Source organism: Pseudomonas sp. Pseusp97, from assembly GCF_047304025.1.
Lineage (GTDB): Bacteria > Pseudomonadota > Gammaproteobacteria > Pseudomonadales > Pseudomonadaceae > Pseudomonas.
In genome coordinates, this window is the sequence record NZ_JBGLYK010000124.1 from 1 (window position 1) to 16,405 (window position 16,405).

Here is a 16,405-nt window from a genome sequence, read left to right on the forward strand (position 1 = left end):
GCCCCGGAGCGTCATCGGCAGGGTTCGATGACGCATCGCAGTGGCCGCCGCCGGCTAGGCACCTCGGCGCCACCCGACCTCGCCGCCTTCGCGGCCCAGCAAGGGCAAGCCCATGATCGACCTCAGCACCTGGAACCTCAGCGTTCCCACCGAACCCAGACCCACCGAAGTCACCACCCAGCAGATCGCCAGGGGCTACCAGAGCCACTACTTCCAGCGCGGTGGCAGCCAGGTGACCTTCTGGGTACCGGTCACCGGTTCGCACACCTCCGACAGCGTCTATCCGCGCAGCGAGCTACGCGAAACCACCCCCGACGGCGAAGTCTCCAACTGGTACTACAACCAGGGCGACAACGAGCTGCGCGTCACTATGAGCGTCCAGCAGGTGCCGTCGAAGAACAAGATCATCATCGGCCAGATCCACAGCCGCTCGCCCTACACCGGCAACGGAGAGCCCCTGGTCAAGCTGCAGTACCACTACCTGCCGACCCTGGAAAGCGGACGCCTGGAAGCCCTGGTGCGCAACCATCCCGACGACAGCGCCAGCATCAACGTGCCGCTGATCGACAACATCGCCCTGGACCAGGCCTTCAACTACAGCCTGCGTGTCTCCTCGGTAGGCAACCTGGCCATCCGCGTGGAGACCTCCGACGGCCGCGCCAACTACTACAGCAAGATCCTCAGCACCACCTGGTCCAAGCAATTGCTCTACTTCAAGGCCGGCGCCTACATCAACGACAACTATGGCGACAACAGCGAGGGCGCGCGGGTGACCGTCTTCCACCTGAACTCGGCGCATCGCTGATTCCCCATTCACCGGCCTGATGAGGCGCGGGGCGGGCGGACAGCGCGTAGAATGCGCGACACATCCGCACGACCCGTCGCCTTGTCACCGAGACCGCCATGGCCCGCCTGAAACTGGAATTCCCCGAAGAACTGTTCATCTACGAAACCAAGCTCACCGTCCGCGTTACCGACATCAACGGCGCCAACCACCTGGGCAACGACTCGATGATCTCGATGATCTCCGAGGCCCGCGCGCGCTTCCTCTTCGACTTCGGCATCCGCGAGACCGGAATCATCGTCACCGACCTCGCCACCACCTACCGCGCCGAAGCCCATGCTCGCGACCAGCTGCTGTTCGAGGTCGGCGTGATGGACTTCAACAAGTACGGCGGCGACATCATCTTCCGCATCACCCGCCCGGCCGACGGCACCCTGGTGGCCATGGCCAAGTCCGGCTTCGTGTTCTTCGACTACAAGGCCGGCAAGGTCGTGCCGATTCCCGAGGCCTTTCGCGACACCTTCCCCAACGTCAACTGGATCGCCTGACGCGCCAGTACAGGGCACGCCGCAGCACGGCGCGCCCTTCGATGGATCATCGCTGATCCTCACTCCCAACGCACCGCCTTGATCTGACTGGGATTTTTCATCCTGGCCCGCGCCTTGCTCTGTACAAGGCGATGGTAGTCAACGGCGATTACCCGACTTCGACAAAGGCGTCGCATCCACACCCGCGCAGTGCGGTGGGTGGAGCGACGCCTTTTTCGTTTGCCCCGGCGCAGGGGCTCAGGACTATCCCGGCGACTGCCAAGCGGCGCATGTCCGGGCTCTTCTACCGTTGCTGACGAGGTGTTCGATGAACACGAGTTTCTGGAAAGCCGGCCATGCGCCGACCCTGTTTGCCGCCTTCCTGTATTTCGACCTGAGCTTCATGGTCTGGTACGTCCTTGGCCCACTGGCGGTGCAGATCGCCACCGACCTGCAGCTGACCACCCAGCAGCGCGCGCTGATGGTCGCTACACCCATCCTTTCCGGCGCCATCCTGCGCTTCCTGATGGGCCTGCTGGCCGATCGCTGGTCGCCCAAGGCCGCCGGCATTCTCGGCCAGCTCATCGTCATCGGCGCGCTGTTCGGTGCCTGGCGGCTGGGCATCCACAGCCTGGAGCAGGCGATGATTCTCGGCGTGCTGCTGGGCATGGCCGGCGCCTCGTTCGCCGTGGCGCTGCCGCTGGCCTCGCAGTGGTATCCACCGCAGCACCAGGGCAAGGCCATGGGCATCGCCGGCGCCGGTAACTCCGGCACGGTGCTCACCGCGCTGTTCGCCCCGGCCATCGCTGCCGCCTTCGGCTGGCAGAACGTCTTCGGTTTCGCGCTGATCCCGCTGCTGGCCACCCTGGTGGTGTTCGCCCTGCTCGCCCGCAACGCGCCGGAGCGGCCGCCGGCCAAGTCCCTGGCGGACTACCTGAAAGCCCTGGGCGACCGTGACAGCTGGTGGTTCATGTTCTTCTACAGCGTGACCTTCGGTGGCTTCCTTGGCCTCGCCAGCACCCTGCCCGGCTACTTCCACGACCAGTACGGCCTCGACCCGGTGAAAGCCGGCTACTACACCGCGGCCTGCGTCTTCGCCGGCAGCCTGATGCGCCCCCTGGGCGGCGCGCTGGCCGACCGCATCGGCGGCATCCGCAGCCTGCTGGTGATGTACACCGTCGCCTCGATCTGCATCGCCGCCGTGGGCTTCCACCTGCCCAGCGCGATGGCGGCGCTGAGTCTCTTCGTGATCGCCATGCTCAGCCTCGGCGCGGGCAACGGCGCGGTGTTCCAGCTGGTGCCGCAGCGCTTCCGCCAGACCATCGGCGTGATGACCGGCCTGATCGGGATGGCCGGCGGCATCGGCGGCTTCTGCCTGACGGCAGGCCTGGGCGCGATCAAGCAGAGCACCGGCGATTACCAGCTCGGCCTCTGGCTGTTCGCCAGCCTCGGCGTGCTGGCCTGGTTCGGCCTGCACGCGGTGAAAGCCCGCTGGCGCACCACCTGGGGCAGCGCGGCAGTTACCGCGGCGCGGGTCTGACCATGGCCTGTAGGAGCGAGCTTGCTCGCGAACCGCTTGATGCGGAGGTCACCGGGAAAGGCGTCCGCGAGCAAGCTCGCTCCCACAATGAGCTGCGGCTCAGCTTCGCCCAGGCCAGCGCCACCGGCCCGCGCGACGAGAACCAGGATGCCCTGCGGGTAGTCACACCGCCGGCAGGGCTTGCCGCCAGCAAGGGGCACCTGTTCGCCATCGCCGACGGCGTCAGTCACTGCGCCGACGGCGGCCTCGCCGCTCGCCTGAGCCTGCAGGCGCTGGCCGCCGACTACTACGCCACCCCCGAGACCTGGGCCGTCGCCCAGGCCCTCGACCGCCTGCTGGTCTCGCAGAACCGCTGGCTGCAGGCCAACGGCGGCGGCCAGCCACTGCTCACCACCCTCACCGCACTGGTCCTGCGCGGCCGGCGTTTCACCCTTGCCCATGTCGGCGACTGCCGCCTGTACCGCTGGCACGCAGGCGTTCTGGATTGCCTGACCCAGGACCACGTCTGGGAGCAGCCCGGCATGCAGCACGTGCTCAAGCGCGCGCTGGGCCTCGACCAGCACCTGGTGGTGGACTACTGCGACGGCGAACTGGAAATCGGCCAGCGCTTCCTGCTGGTCAGCGACGGCATCTGGGCCACCCTTGGCGACAGCGCCATCCAACGCCTGCTGGAAGACGCGCAATCCCTGCAAGCCTGCGCCGACGCACTGGTCAGCGCCGCCCACCTCGCCGGCAGCCGGGACAACGCCAGCGCCCTGCTCCTGCAGGTCGACGAACTGCCACCCACGAGCCTCGGCGACGCCCTCGCCCAGCTCGACCACTGGCCCGCGCCGCCCGCCCTGCGGGGCGACCAGGACTTCGAGGGCTGGCAGGTGGAGGGCAAGCTGGCCCAGTCCCGCCAATCGCTGATCTACCGCGTGCGCGACCGGCAGAACCGCCCCTGGCTGCTCAAGACCCTGCCGCCGGCGCTGCGCGACTCCGCGGAAGCCGCCCAGGCGCTGCTGCTGGAGGAATGGTTCCTGCGCCGCGTGCAGGGCCGCTACTTTCCCGAGCTGCACAGCCTGCCGCAGCGCCAGCACCTGTACTACGTGATGCGCGAGTACCCGGGGCAGACGCTGGACGAGCATCTGAGGCTCAACGGCCCGCTGAACCTGCCCGACTGGCTGGACCTCGCCCAGCGCCTGCTGCGCGGCCTGGGCCAGCTGCACCGGCGCAACATCCTGCACCGCGATATCAAACCGGAGAACCTGCACTGGGCCGACGACGGCGAGCTGCGTCTGCTGGACTTCGGCCTGGCCTACTGTCCCGGCTTGTCGCAGGAAGACCCGCACGACCTGCCCGGCACCCCGAGCTACCTCGCCCCGGAAGCCTTCCAGGGCGCGGCGCCGGACGCTCGCCAGGACCTCTACGCCGCCGGCGTCACGCTGTACCGCATGCTCTGCGGGCACTATCCCTACGGCGAGATCGAAGCCTTCCAGCATCCGCGCTTCGGCACCGCGGCCCCGGCCAGCCGCTACCGACCGGACATACCCGCCTGGCTCGACGACTGGCTGGCGAAGCTGACTGCCGCGCAGCCGCAGCAGCGCTTCGAAACCGCCGAGGAATGCCTGCTCGCCCTGGAACAAGGCGAACGGCAGGCCCCGGCACGCCCGCGCCCGCTGCTGGAGCGCGAGCCCCTGCGGGTCTGGCGCGGCGTCGCCCTGGCCTCGCTGGCAATCAACCTGGGGCTACTGCTCTGGCTGCTGCACCGGGGCTGAAGGCGCACCAGTTCGGTTCGCAGCGCTTCACCGCAGTGCAGCAAAAAAGCCGACAGGCAGGAGAGGCCGGCTGAAAACCCCGGAAACCGGGGCCCATGCAACCTGGCACATCCCGTGCAATAACCTCTTCAACAATCTACAAAAGCGCGTCCCTCAACGAAGAGGCTCGCACTTCCCGATCGAACGGGACTTGGACAAAGGCGTCCTCGCTGGGTAACCGGCGGGACGCCTTTTTTGTTTTCCGTGATTTATCCCAGACGCGGAGCCCTGACATGAAAAAGCTCAAGCTCGTCCTGATCGGCAATGGCATGGCCGGTGTGCGCACCCTGGAAGAACTGCTGAAGATCGCGCCCGACCTCTACGACATCACCGTGTTCGGCGCCGAGCCCCACCCCAACTACAACCGCATCCTGCTCTCCCCCGTGCTGGCCGGCGAGCAGGCCTTCGAAGACATCGTCCTCAACGACCTCAACTGGTACAGCGAGAACGGCATCCGCCTGCTGCTCAACCGCAAGGTCACCCGCATCGACCGTCATCGTCGCAAGGTCTACGCCGAAGACGGCAGCGAGGCCGAGTACGACCGCCTGCTGATCGCCACCGGTTCCAACCCCTTCATCCTGCCGGTGCCGGGCAGCCGCCTGCAGGGCGTGATCGGCTACCGCGACATCGCCGACACCCAGACCATGATCGACACCGCCGCCGCCCACAGCCATGCGGTGGTCATCGGCGGCGGCCTGCTCGGCCTGGAAGCCGCCAACGGTCTCAAGCAGCGCGGCATGGACGTCACCGTGGTGCACCTTTCCGACTGGCTGCTGGAGCGCCAGCTGGATCGCACCGCCGGCAAGCTGCTGCAGGAGGCGCTGGAATCGCGCGGCATCCACTTCCGCCTGAACACCCACACCGAGGAGCTGATCGACGACGGCAACGGTCGCGTCTGCGCCGTGCGCTTCAAGGACGGCGAAGTGATTGCCGCCGACCTGGTGGTGATGGCCGCCGGCATCCGCCCCAATACCGAACTGGCGGAAAAGACCGGCCTGCCCTGCAACCGCGGCATCCTGGTCAACGACACCCTGCAAACCTTCGACCCGCGCATCTACGCCCTCGGCGAATGCGCCAGCCACCGCGGCATCGCCTACGGCCTGGTAGCGCCGCTGTTCGAGCAGGCCAAGGTCTGCGCCAACCACCTGGCCATGCTCGGCTTCGCCCGCTATCAGGGCTCGGTGACCTCGACCAAGCTCAAGGTCACCGGCATCGACCTGTTCTCCGCCGGCCAGTTCATGGGCGGCGAAGGCACCGAGACCATCACCCTTTCCGACCCCATCGGCGGCGTATACAAGAAGCTGGTGATCAAGGACGACGTACTGGTGGGCGCCTGCCTCTATGGCGACACCGCGGATGGCGGCTGGTATTTCCGGCAGATCCGCGAGAACCACAACGTCGCGCAGATCCGCGACCACCTGATGTTCGGCGAGAGCAGCATTGGCGACGTTGGCCACCAGGGCCAGAACAGCGCGGCCAGCATGCCCGACAGCGCCGAAGTCTGCGGCTGCAATGGCGTATGCAAGGGCACCATCGTCAAGGCGATCCAGGAGAACGGCCTGTTCAGCGTCGACGAGGTGAAGAAGCACACCAAGGCCGCCAGCTCCTGCGGCTCCTGCGCCGGGCTCGTCGAGCAGATCCTGATCAGTACGGTGGGCGGCGCGGCGGACGTGAAGCCCAGGAGCGAGAAGGCCATCTGCGGTTGCAGCGACCTCAACCACGGCCAGGTGCGCCAGGCGATTCGCGAGCACCACCTGGTCACCCTGGGCAGCGCCATGCGCTTCATGGACTGGCGGACCCCGGACGGCTGCGCCACCTGCCGCCCGGCGCTGAACTACTACCTGATCTCCACCTGGCCGGGCGAGGCCAGGGACGACCCGCAGTCGCGCCTGATCAACGAGCGCGCCCACGCCAACATCCAGAAGGACGGCACCTACTCGGTGGTCCCGCGCATGTGGGGCGGCGTCACCAACGCCGCCGAGCTGCGGCGCATCGCCGACGTCGCCGACAAGTACCAGGTGCCCATGGTCAAGGTCACCGGCGGCCAGCGCATCGACCTGCTGGGAATCAGGAAGGACGACCTGCCGGCCATCTGGAAGGAACTGGACATGCCCTCCGGCCACGCCTACGGCAAGTCCATCCGCACCGTGAAGACCTGCGTCGGCAGCGAGTTCTGCCGTTTCGGCACGCAGAACTCGACCCAGCTGGGCATCGACCTGGAGCACGACCTGTTCAACATGTGGTCGCCGCACAAGGTCAAGCTGGCGGTCTCCGGCTGCCCGCGCAACTGCGCCGAGGCCGGCATCAAGGACATCGGCATCATCGGTGTGGACTCGGGCTGGGAGCTGTACATCGGCGGCAACGGCGGGATCAAGACCGAGGTGGCGGAGTTCTTCGTCAAGCTCAGGACCGCCGAGGAGGTGCGCGAGTACAGCGGCGCCTTCCTCCAGCTCTACCGCGAGGAAGCCTTCTACCTCGAACGCACCGTGCACTACCTGCAGCGCGTCGGCATGGAGCGCATCAGGAAGGCCGTGCTGGAAGACGCGGACAACCGCAAGGCGCTCAATGCGCGTCTGCAGTTCGCCCTGTCGCTGGAACAGGACCCGTGGCAGGAGCGCATCGCCCAGCAGCCGTTGAAGAAGGAATTCGAACGGATTCCGCTCAAGCAGCTGGACCCCGCCTGAGTGCCCGCCGGGCCCCGCCATCGGGGCCCCTACTACCCGATTTGCCGGAGACACCCCATGAACTGGTTGGACATCTGCGCCCTGGACGACATCAACCCGCTGGGCTCGCGCGTCATCGCCGGCCCCAAGGGCGACATCGCGATCTTCCGCACTTCCGCTGACGAGGTCTTCGCCCTCGACGACCGCTGCCCGCACAGGGGCGGTCCGCTGTCCCAGGGCCTGATCTACGGCAAGCGCGTGGCCTGCCCGCTGCACAACTGGCAGATCGAACTTGAGAGCGGCGAAGCCGTGGCACCCGACCAGGGCTGCGCCCATCGCCATGAGGTAAAGGTTGAAGGTGGGCGCGTGCTGCTGGCACTGCGCACGCCAGTTGCCCATTGCGCCTGAGTCAGACAGCGAGGCCTGCGCCATGAATCCGTACCGTCGCACTACCGCATCCACCTGCTGCTACTGCGGCGTGGGCTGCGGCGTCCTGATCGAGCACGACGACGAGCGCATCCTGGGCGTGCAGGGCGACCCGCAGCATCCGGCCAACTTCGGCCGCCTGTGCAGCAAGGGCTCGACCCTGCACCTCACCGGTGATGCGGCTGCCCGCGCGCAGTTCCCGGAGCTGCGCCTGGGCAAGGGCCTGGCGCGTGCGCGGACCGACTGGGATACCGCGCTGGAGCACGCTGCCGGGGTGTTCGCCGAAACCATCCGCGAACACGGGCCGGACAGCGTGGCCTTCTACGTCTCCGGCCAGTTGCTGACCGAGGACTACTACGCCTTCAACAAGCTCGCCCGCGCCCTGATCGGCACCAACAACATCGACAGCAACTCGCGCCTGTGCATGTCCTCGGCGGTGGTCGGCTACAAGCGCAGCCTCGGCGCCGACGCCCCGCCCTGCAGCTACGAAGACATCGAGCTGGCCGACTGCGTGATGATCGCCGGCAGCAACATGGCCTACGCCCACCCGGTGCTGTTCCGCCGCCTGGAAGAAGCTCGCGCGCGGCGTCCGGAGATGAAGCTGATCGTCATCGATCCGCGCGTCACCGACACCGCCGAGGCGGCCGACCTGCACCTGGCGATCCTGCCGGGAACCGACGTCGCGCTGTTCCACGGCATCCTGCACATCCTGCTCTGGGAAGGCTGGATCGACCGCGCCTTCCTCGACGCCCGCACTGAAGGCCTGGATGAGGTGAAAGCCCTGGTGCGCGACTATGGCCCGCTGGCCGTGGCGGACATCTGCGGCATCGCCGTCGATGACCTGCAGCGCGCGGCCCAGTGGATCGGCCAGTCGCCAGCCTTTCTGTCGCTCTGGTGCATGGGCCTGAACCAGTCCACTGCCGGCAGCGCGAAGAACAGCGCGCTGATCAACCTCCACCTGGCCACCGGGCAGATCGGCCGCCCCGGCGCCGGCCCTTTCTCCCTCACCGGCCAGCCCAACGCCATGGGCGGCCGCGAGACCGGCAGCCTGTGCAACCTGCTGCCCGGCCACCGCGAGACTGCCAGCGCCGAACACCGTGCCGAAGTGGCGGGTTACTGGGGCGTCGAACAGTTGCCGGAGAATCCCGGCCTGAGTGCGATCGAACTCTTCGACGCGGTCCGCGACGGCCGCATCAAGGCCCTGTGGATCGCCTGCACCAACCCGGCCCAATCGCTGCCGGACCAGACCCACGTGCGCGAAGCCCTGGCCGCTTGCCCCTTCGTCATCGTCCAGGAAGCCTTCACCAGCAGCGAGACCTGCCAGTACGCCGACCTGCTGCTGCCGGCCGCCAGCTGGGGCGAGAAGGAAGGCACGGTGACCAACTCGGAACGCCGTATCAGCCATGTGCGCCCGGCTATTCCTGCCATTGGCGAGGCGCGGGCGGACTGGCGCATCGTCTGCGATTTCGCCCGCCGCCTGGAGCAGCGCCTGCGACCCGGCTCGCCGAGCCTGTTCGACTTCCACTCACCGGCCTCGCTGTTCGATGAGTACAAGCGGCTGACCCGCGGACGTGACCTGGACCTTTCCGGCATCGACTACGCACGGCTGGACGCGGGCGGGCCACAGCAATGGCCCTTTCCCGCCGGCGCGGAGCGCGGCACCGCGCGCCTGTACAGCGACGGGCACTTCCCCACCGCCAATGGGCGCGCCCGGCTGATCGCCGAGCCCTATCGCGCGCCGAAGGAAAAGCGCGATGCGCGTTACCCGCTGATCCTCAACACCGGCCGCCTGCGCGATCAGTGGCACGGCATGACCCGCACCGGCACCGCGCCGCAACTGTTCGGCCATGTGGAAGAGGCCGTGCTCGGCCTGCACCCGGAGGAGTTGCGCCGTCGACGCATCAGCGAAGGCCAGTTGGTACGCCTGCATAGCCGCCGCGGCGAGCTGGTGCTGCCGGTACAAGCCGACGATCGCCTGCGCCCCGGCCAGGCCTTCCTGCCGATGCACTGGGGCGACCGCTTCCTCAAGGGCCTGGGCATCAACGTGCTCACCCAGCCGGCGGTGGACCCGCTGTCCCGCCAGCCGGAGTTGAAACACGCCACCGTGGAGGTCAGCCGCATCGAGCTGCCCTGGCAGTTCTTCGCCCTGGTGGAAGGCGAGGTGCAGAAGCGCTTCGACGCCCTTCGCCCGCTGTTCGAAGACCTGCGCTACGCCAGCTTCAGCCCCACCGGCCGCGAGCGCCCGGCACTGGTAATCCGCGCCGCGCACCATGAGGCCCCCAGCGCGGAGTGGCTGGCGTGCATCGACGCCCTGCTCGACCTCGGCGACGGCCCGGTCATGGCCTATGACGACCCGCGCCGCACCGTCGGCAAACGGGTGCGTATCGAACAATCGCGAATCGTCTCGCTGCGCCTGGCCGGCGAAACCGCCGCCCGCGCCTGGCTGCGGGAGCTGTGGAAGGAAGGCCGCGCCGACCAGGAACTGCGCCGCTGGCTGCTGGCACCGCTCAGCGCCGCGCCCGGCAAAGCCTGTGCGGCAACGGACAAGACCCTGTGCAACTGCCTGAACGTCAGCCAGAGCCGCATCCAGACCGGCATCGACCGGGGCCTGGACCTGGAAGGCCTCAAAGACGAATTCAAGTGCGGGACCGCCTGCGGCTCCTGCGTATCGGAAATCAAGCGCCTGCTGGCCCGGAAGCCACTGGCCGCTACCGCCTGAATCAAGCCGCAAAGACGGCAGCCTGAGGAGAACTACATGAGTGGAAAAGTCTGGCTGATCGGCGCCGGCCCCGGCGACCCGGAACTGCTGACGCTGAAGGCCGTCCGCGCCATGGCTCAGGCCGACGTGGTGCTCATCGACGATCTGGTGAATCCGGCGGTGCTGGAGCATTGCCCTGGCGCGCGGGTGATTTCGGTCGGCAAACGCGGCGGCTGCCGCTCCACACCGCAGGACTTCATCCATCGCCTGATGCTGCGCTATGCCCGCCAGGGGCGCCGCGTGGCGCGCTTGAAAGGTGGCGACCCGTGCATCTTCGGCCGTGGCGGCGAAGAAGCCGACTGGCTCTCTGCGCGGGGCATCGATTGCGAGCTGGTCAACGGCATCACTGCCGGGTTGGCAGCAGCGACCCAGTGCGGGATATCCGTGACCTTGCGCGGCGTCAGCCGGGGCGTGACGCTGGTGACCGCGCATACCCAGGACGACAGCCAACTGAACTGGCGCGGCCTGGCCGAAGGAGGCACGACTCTGGTGGTGTACATGGGCGTGGCGAAACTGGCGGAAATCCGCGATGGCTTGCTCGAAGGCGGCATGGCGGCCGGCACGCCGGTGGCCATGATCGAGAACGCGTCCCTGCCCGCCCAACGCGAATACCGCAGCCAGCTGGGCGACATACTGCAAGACGCCCAGCGCTTCGCCTTGAAGAGCCCGGCAATCCTGGTGATCGGCGAAGTCGCGGCCGCCGCGCAGCAGGCAATCCTGGCCCGCACGGCGTGAAGCTCACTTTCCTGCAGGCAAAGAAAAACCCGGCCGAGGCCGGGTTTTTCTCGTCAGCTCAGACCAATTACTTGGCTTGGGCTTCCACTTCGGCTTCTACGCGGCGGTTAACAGCGCGGCCTTCGGCGGTTGCGTTGTCAGCAACCGGACGGGACTCACCGTAACCAACAGCGTTGACGCGACCGCCTTCAACACCGTACTCGTTGACCAGTACGTCACGAACGGCGTTGGCACGACGCTCGGACAGCTTCTGGTTGTAGGCGTCGGTGCCGACGGAGTCGGTGTGGCCTTCAACGGTGGTGGAGGTGGACGGGTACTGCTTCATGAAGTCAGCCAGGTTTTTGATGTCAGCGTAGCTGTTCTCTTTAACCTTGGACTTGTCGAAGTCGAACTTCACGTCCAGCTGAACGCGAACGACTTCGGCAACAGCCGGGCAGCCGTTGGCGTCAACGGTGACGTTGGCCGGGGTGTTCGGGCACTTGTCGACGTTGTCGCAGACGCCGTCGTTGTCGGAGTCGGAGCAGACTTCAGCAACCGGCTCGGGAGCCGGGGCCGGCTTGGCGCCGCCGCCGAAGTTCATGCCGACGCCCAGGCCAGCCATCCACTCGCCCTGGTGACCGTTGACGCGCTTCTCCAGGCCGTACTGGCCGTCGAGGCTGGCTTTGGCGTAGAAGTTCTCGGTGAAGTAGTACTTCAGACCGGTACCGACCATGGCCATGGTCAGGTTCTGACGGCCACCGTTGTCGGAGTTGATGTTGGTCAGGCTCTGGTGGCCGACACCGGCGGAAACGTACGGACGCAGGTTGCCAGCGCCCGGAGTGCCGAAGTGGTAGATGGCGTCCAGAGTGCTCAGGTTGCCATGGACCTTCTTGTTGCCGGTCTCGTAGGTGCCACGTACGTCGTGGTACTCACCGTAGGACAGAGCCAGCTCGACGTCGTCGGTCAGGAAGTAACCAACCGAGCCGCCGTACAGGTCCGCGTTCTTCATGTTGCGAACGCTGTCGGTGAAGTAGCGCTTGCCGAAGGCTTCGACTTCGACGGCACCCTGGCCTTGAGCGAACGCATTGACAGCGGAGGTGGCGATCAGCGAGCCAACTACGACGCCTAAGGTGTTCTTCAGTTTCATCCGTTAAATCCCCATCTTGGTGGTCAATAAGTTGTCCTAACCATAGGCCGTACAACTTGGGTGGCAAGTTTATCAGAACTTGCCAAACAGAGAGACAATATTTCCCGGACTAAGATTCCGTCACATTCGAAAACTTTTCTCTCATTCGATCGAGTGCACGTTTGTAGCGCATCTTCGTGGCGCTCAGCCCCATGTGCATGATGTCGGCGATCTCCTGGAATTCCAGTTCGGCAACAAAGCGAAGCACGAGGATTTCCCGATCAATGGGATTGACATGAACTAGCCAGCGGTCTAGTCCACCCCGTTCTTCGACTTTCGGAGCCTTCTCTTCGGAAGCCTCTTCGACTGGATCCAGACTCAGCGCATCGAGCAACCTGCGTTTGCGCCGTTCCTTCCGATACTGGGTAATGCACTCGTTGTAAGTGATGCTGTACAGCCAGGTCTTGAACTTCGACTTTCCCTCGAAGTTCTTCAGACCATACAGCACCTTGAGCATGACCTCTTGACACACATCATCGGCGTCCCGGTCGTTGCCCAGGTAGCGCGCGCAGACGTTGAACAGCGTGCGCTGGTAACGGCGCATCAGCTCCTCATAGGCCCGCGTCACGTGGTAAAGCTCCTCGTGAGAACGCTCCACCAGCTCCTCGTCGGTGAGCTGGCGCGGGTCATAGCGCAAAGGCAGTGATTGCGGCTTGTTCAAGTCGGGTCGGGCCAGGTCAAGTCAGCGTCCGGCGCGGCTCTGCAGAAGCCGTACCGGCAATCGGTCATCATCTTCAGCGACTGGTTACACGCTGATCGAGCAGGATGCGGTTGGCGATCGACACCAGCTCACCCTCGTCTGTCAGCAGGATAGTCTTGATGGTACCAATTTCCTCGATGATGCCTTCGACATCAGCCACTTTCACCTGTTGTCCGACCTGATACAGCTCCCGCACGTAAATACCGGCAATGATCTGCCCCGCCACTTCGCGACTGCCCAGGCCCAGCGCCAGCGCAGCGGCCAGGCCGATGGTGATCAGCACGATGGCGATGATGTAGTTGAGCAGGTCGGTCTTCACCTCGAGCTGGCCGATGGCCACCGAGATGCTGATGATGATGACCAGCCACTGGGCGACACGGCCCAGGCCGTTGGAGTATTCCAGGCCGACACCGTCGGCGGCGCCGCGAACCAGGCTGTTGGCCAGTTGGGCCAGGAGGATGCCGACGATCAGCACCAATGCCGCGCCGAATACCTTGGGCAGGTACAGCGCGAGCATGTCCAGGGTTGCCGAGACACGTTGCAGGCCAAGGGATTCCGCGGCGGAAACGAGGAACACCAGCAGCACGAACCAGTAGACGATCTTGCCGATCAGCGTCGACACCGGTACCTGGATGCCGGCGCGCGACAGCAGCTTGGTCAGGCCTGTGCCCGCCATCAGGCGATCCAGGCCGAGCTTGGCGAGCAGCTTGGAAAGCAGCGCGTCGAGCAGCTTGGCGACGACGAAGCCGAGCAGCACGATCACCAGCGCGGCGAGCAGGTTCGGAATGAACCCGGCCAGCTTGCCCCACAGGGTGTTCATGGCGGTGAGCAGGCTTTGCGTCCAGATGTCGAATTGCATGTTCAATCGGCCTTGTCAGCGGAAGGGGCGGAATTCTGCGCGTGGCGCGAGACGGGTGCAAGATGCGCGGCGCCACGGCTCACGCCAATGGACAGGGCCTGGAACCAGTGCCCCATCAGGCTGAACAGATCGCCCGCGCCTACCTGCCGGTTGGCGGTCTTCAGGACGCGATCCAGTCGCGAATCGTCTCCGGGCTGTTCCGGGGGCATTCGCAGCAGATCGCGCAAGGATTCTTCAAATGGGTCGTGCATGCGCACCTCGCCTGTGTGAGGTGCTTGACGACCTCACCGCCTCATAAGTCACACCTAGAGCCAACGCAGGCGGCGGAATATCCACCACTGGAACCCCACTATCCCGAGGATCACCACGCACGCCATGGCGAAGCCGTGGGACGATCCGGAACCGGGAATGCCGCCGACGTTGATGCCCAGGAGACCGGTCACGAAGCTCATGGGCAGGAAAAAGCCGGTGATGATACCAAGCAGGTACATGGTGCGGTTCATCCGCTCGGTAATTCGGCGATGTTCGGCTTCCTGGATCAGGCTGATGCGCTCGCGCACCAGCTCCAGCTCTTCCAGGTTGCGGGTCAGGCGGTTGTACAGCTCGTTCCAGTAGTCCGCGTCGTCGGCGACCGTCCAGGACAGTTTGAACTTGACCATCTGCGAGTAGATTTCCCGCTGTGGCGCCAGGTAGCGGCGCAGGCCTGCGGCGCGTCGTCGCAGGGTGCGCAACTGGTGCTGATCGGGAATGCTGCGCTCGTCCTCCTCGATGGCCTCCTCCATGCTGTCGAGCTGGTCGGCGAGGCCGCCGATCAGGGTGTCGACACGGTCTGTGAGGTAGTGGGCGAGGCTCAGGACCACTTCCGAAGCGGTCTTCGGGCCGCGCCCCGCCTCCAGGTCGGCACGCAGGTCGGCCACGGCCTTGAGCGGGCGCAGGCGCAGGGAGATGACTCGCTGCGACTCGGCGTAGACGCGCAGCGAGACCATGTCCTCCGGTACGGCACCCGGGTTCAGGTTGACCCCGCGCAGGAACAGCAGCAGGCGCTCGGCGCCCAGATCCACCAGGCGTGGGCGGGTCGCCTCCTCCAGCAGCAGGTCGCAGGCGAATTCGTTCAGGCCGCTGGATTCGCGCAGCCACGCCTGGGCTTCGGGCACGCCGCGGTCCCAGTGCACCCAGAGGCTTTCCTCAGGCTTGAGGTCGAGCAACGGCAACTCGCTGCGAGTGATGCGCCGGCCGCCGCCATGGCCGTCCAGCACGAAGCCGTCGATCAATCCGCGTTCCGTGCCGCTCTCGTACTGCTGCATGCCCAGTTCCTTCGCTTGGATCGCTGTCGCGAGACACCATGAAAAATGCCGGAAGCTTTCGCTCCCGGCATTGACCCGCACCTTCGCTGGAAGGTTCGAATTATTCCGGCATTTTCAATGCCTTAGGCGAAACGATGATGCCATTGTTGTCAGCATAGACGAACTCGCCCGGGCGGAAGGTGATACCGCCGAAGGTGACGGCCACGTTCAGGTCGCCGATGCCTCGCTTGTCGGTCTTCATCGGGTGGCTGGCCAGCGCCTGGACGCCCAGGTCGGTCTGCGCGATCACGTCGACGTCACGGATGCAGCCATACACCACGATGCCTTCCCAGCCGCTCTTCGCAGCCTTCTCGGCCAGCATGTCACCGAGCAGGGCGCGACGCAGCGAGCCGCCGCCATCCACCACCAGGACCTTGCCCTTGCCGTCCTTCTCGACCTGCTCCTTGACCAGCGAGTTGTCCTCGAAGCACTTGATGGTGACGATCTCGCCACCGAAGGAGTCCCGCCCGCCGAAGTTGCTGAACATCGGCTCGACGACCTGGACCAGCTCCGGGTAGGCATCGCACAGATCGGGGGTGACGTAATGCATGGAGAAGCTCCTCTTGATGAAATCCGGCAGGGTTCCAGGCCTGGATGTGACCGAAAGCCGCAATGGCGTCACAGTCTACTCCCTGCCGCGCCAAGCTCAAGCCTGGGCGCCCTGCCCCGCCGGCAGGGCGCCGTGCACCAGCCAATGCTGCAAGACAGGCCATACCTCGCGCTGGGCCCCCTTGCTGATGAGCATCTCGACATGGCCGAAATCCTCGGAGAAGCCCTGACGGCGCCCCAGGTGCAGATACTCGCGCACCTGGGAGCCGAACTGTTCCAGGAGCTTGCGACAGGCCCAGGCCGGGTCTTGGATATCCCCATCGGAAGCCACAGCCAGCACCGGCACGCTGACGTTCTGCAGGCCAGCCCACCAGTCGTTGTCCTTCTCGCCGAAACGGCCGAACAGGCCGTACCAGCGCAGGGCCTCCAGGGCGAGGCCGAGCGGTTCGTCTTCCGGCCCGCGCTTGAGCCGCGAGCCGGAAAGCCCGCCTTCACCGCGCCCTTCATCCTCGCCTGCTGGCTGGTGATCCTCGGCCAGCGCGTGCTGGAAGCGCTGCTGC

Annotated in this window: 14 protein-coding genes and 1 pseudogene; 8 read left to right on the forward strand and 7 right to left on the reverse strand. The window is 65.9% G+C overall.

Annotation, left to right across the window (positions count from 1 at the left end; genetic code table 11):
* Positions 1 to 112: 112 nt before the first annotated feature.
* The 8 genes from ACCC94_RS19035 (at position 113) to cobA (ending at position 11,229) form a co-directional block, all read left to right on the forward strand.
* Positions 113 to 805 carry a polysaccharide lyase family 7 protein gene (locus ACCC94_RS19035; RefSeq protein WP_413351056.1) on the forward strand — a complete coding sequence of 231 codons (693 nt, stop codon included), beginning with the start codon at positions 113 to 115 and terminating at the stop codon, positions 803 to 805.
* Positions 806 to 903: 98 nt separating this feature from the next.
* Complete coding sequence (locus tag ACCC94_RS19040; protein WP_413351057.1) at positions 904 to 1,332, forward strand: thioesterase family protein; 429 nt, start codon at positions 904 to 906, stop codon at positions 1,330 to 1,332.
* 307 nt (positions 1,333 to 1,639) lie between these two features.
* On the forward strand, positions 1,640 to 2,851 hold the full coding sequence (locus ACCC94_RS19045; RefSeq protein WP_413351058.1) for a nitrate/nitrite transporter: 1,212 nt from the start codon (positions 1,640 to 1,642) through the stop codon (positions 2,849 to 2,851).
* Positions 2,852 to 2,853: 2 nt separating this feature from the next.
* Positions 2,854 to 4,608 carry a protein kinase domain-containing protein gene (locus ACCC94_RS19050; protein ID WP_413351059.1) on the forward strand — a complete coding sequence of 585 codons (1,755 nt, stop codon included), beginning with the start codon at positions 2,854 to 2,856 and terminating at the stop codon, positions 4,606 to 4,608.
* 272 nt (positions 4,609 to 4,880) lie between these two features.
* The gene (gene nirB, locus ACCC94_RS19055; RefSeq protein ID WP_413351061.1) at positions 4,881 to 7,331 is read left to right on the forward strand and encodes a nitrite reductase large subunit NirB; all 2,451 of its coding nucleotides are present in this window, start codon (positions 4,881 to 4,883) and stop codon (positions 7,329 to 7,331) included.
* Between the two features lie 57 nt (positions 7,332 to 7,388).
* Positions 7,389 to 7,718, forward strand: coding sequence for a nitrite reductase small subunit NirD (gene nirD, locus ACCC94_RS19060; RefSeq protein WP_413351063.1), 330 nt, complete (start codon positions 7,389 to 7,391; stop codon positions 7,716 to 7,718).
* A gap of 22 nt (positions 7,719 to 7,740) precedes the next feature.
* Positions 7,741 to 10,455 carry a molybdopterin-dependent oxidoreductase gene (locus ACCC94_RS19065; protein ID WP_413351064.1) on the forward strand — a complete coding sequence of 905 codons (2,715 nt, stop codon included), beginning with the start codon at positions 7,741 to 7,743 and terminating at the stop codon, positions 10,453 to 10,455.
* 36 nt (positions 10,456 to 10,491) lie between these two features.
* Positions 10,492 to 11,229 (forward strand): uroporphyrinogen-III C-methyltransferase, encoded by a 738-nt coding sequence (gene cobA, locus ACCC94_RS19070; protein ID WP_413351065.1) that lies wholly within the window; start codon positions 10,492 to 10,494, stop codon positions 11,227 to 11,229.
* A gap of 67 nt (positions 11,230 to 11,296) precedes the next feature.
* On the opposite strand, the gene ACCC94_RS19075 is transcribed toward cobA, so the two are convergent.
* The 7 genes and pseudogenes from ACCC94_RS19075 to ACCC94_RS19105 all read right to left on the reverse strand — a co-directional run.
* Positions 11,297 to 12,355, reverse strand: coding sequence for an OmpA family protein (locus ACCC94_RS19075; protein ID WP_413351066.1), 1,059 nt, complete (start codon positions 12,353 to 12,355; stop codon positions 11,297 to 11,299).
* A gap of 109 nt (positions 12,356 to 12,464) precedes the next feature.
* Complete coding sequence (gene sigX / locus ACCC94_RS19080; RefSeq protein ID WP_413351068.1) at positions 12,465 to 13,055, reverse strand: RNA polymerase sigma factor SigX; 591 nt, start codon at positions 13,053 to 13,055, stop codon at positions 12,465 to 12,467.
* A gap of 73 nt (positions 13,056 to 13,128) precedes the next feature.
* Entirely contained in the window at positions 13,129 to 13,953 is an 825-nt protein-coding gene (locus ACCC94_RS19085; protein WP_017516811.1) for a mechanosensitive ion channel family protein, read from the reverse strand.
* A gap of 2 nt (positions 13,954 to 13,955) precedes the next feature.
* On the reverse strand, positions 13,956 to 14,204 hold the full coding sequence (locus ACCC94_RS19090) for a hypothetical protein (RefSeq protein ID WP_017516812.1): 249 nt from the start codon (positions 14,202 to 14,204) through the stop codon (positions 13,956 to 13,958).
* 54 nt (positions 14,205 to 14,258) lie between these two features.
* Positions 14,259 to 15,257, reverse strand: a complete 999-nt coding sequence (locus tag ACCC94_RS19095; RefSeq protein WP_413351069.1) for a zinc transporter ZntB — start codon at positions 15,255 to 15,257, stop codon at positions 14,259 to 14,261.
* A gap of 100 nt (positions 15,258 to 15,357) precedes the next feature.
* Positions 15,358 to 15,846, reverse strand: a complete 489-nt coding sequence (gene rraA / locus ACCC94_RS19100) for a ribonuclease E activity regulator RraA (protein ID WP_024765711.1) — start codon at positions 15,844 to 15,846, stop codon at positions 15,358 to 15,360.
* Positions 15,847 to 15,942: 96 nt separating this feature from the next.
* Positions 15,943 to 16,405 (reverse strand): annotated as a pseudogene (locus ACCC94_RS19105) (hypothetical protein); the annotation flags it as partial.

What these genes read in the sequence shown, in the direction of transcription:
- ACCC94_RS19035 (WP_413351056.1), top strand. Translation starts at nt 113, where the DNA reads ATGATCGACCTCAGCACCTGGAACCTCAGCGTTCCCACCGAACCCAGA.
- ACCC94_RS19040 (WP_413351057.1), top strand. Translation starts at nt 904, where the DNA reads ATGGCCCGCCTGAAACTGGAATTCCCCGAAGAACTGTTCATCTACGAA.
- ACCC94_RS19045 (WP_413351058.1), top strand. Translation starts at nt 1,640, where the DNA reads ATGAACACGAGTTTCTGGAAAGCCGGCCATGCGCCGACCCTGTTTGCC.
- ACCC94_RS19050 (WP_413351059.1), top strand. Translation starts at nt 2,854, where the DNA reads ATGGCCTGTAGGAGCGAGCTTGCTCGCGAACCGCTTGATGCGGAGGTC.
- nirB (WP_413351061.1), top strand. Translation starts at nt 4,881, where the DNA reads ATGAAAAAGCTCAAGCTCGTCCTGATCGGCAATGGCATGGCCGGTGTG.
- nirD (WP_413351063.1), top strand. Translation starts at nt 7,389, where the DNA reads ATGAACTGGTTGGACATCTGCGCCCTGGACGACATCAACCCGCTGGGC.
- ACCC94_RS19065 (WP_413351064.1), top strand. Translation starts at nt 7,741, where the DNA reads ATGAATCCGTACCGTCGCACTACCGCATCCACCTGCTGCTACTGCGGC.
- cobA (WP_413351065.1), top strand. Translation starts at nt 10,492, where the DNA reads ATGAGTGGAAAAGTCTGGCTGATCGGCGCCGGCCCCGGCGACCCGGAA.
- ACCC94_RS19075 (WP_413351066.1), bottom strand. Translation starts at nt 12,355, where the DNA reads ATGAAACTGAAGAACACCTTAGGCGTCGTAGTTGGCTCGCTGATCGCC.
- ACCC94_RS19085 (WP_017516811.1), bottom strand. Translation starts at nt 13,953, where the DNA reads ATGCAATTCGACATCTGGACGCAAAGCCTGCTCACCGCCATGAACACC.
- ACCC94_RS19090 (WP_017516812.1), bottom strand. Translation starts at nt 14,204, where the DNA reads ATGCACGACCCATTTGAAGAATCCTTGCGCGATCTGCTGCGAATGCCC.
- ACCC94_RS19095 (WP_413351069.1), bottom strand. Translation starts at nt 15,257, where the DNA reads ATGCAGCAGTACGAGAGCGGCACGGAACGCGGATTGATCGACGGCTTC.
- rraA (WP_024765711.1), bottom strand. Translation starts at nt 15,846, where the DNA reads ATGCATTACGTCACCCCCGATCTGTGCGATGCCTACCCGGAGCTGGTC.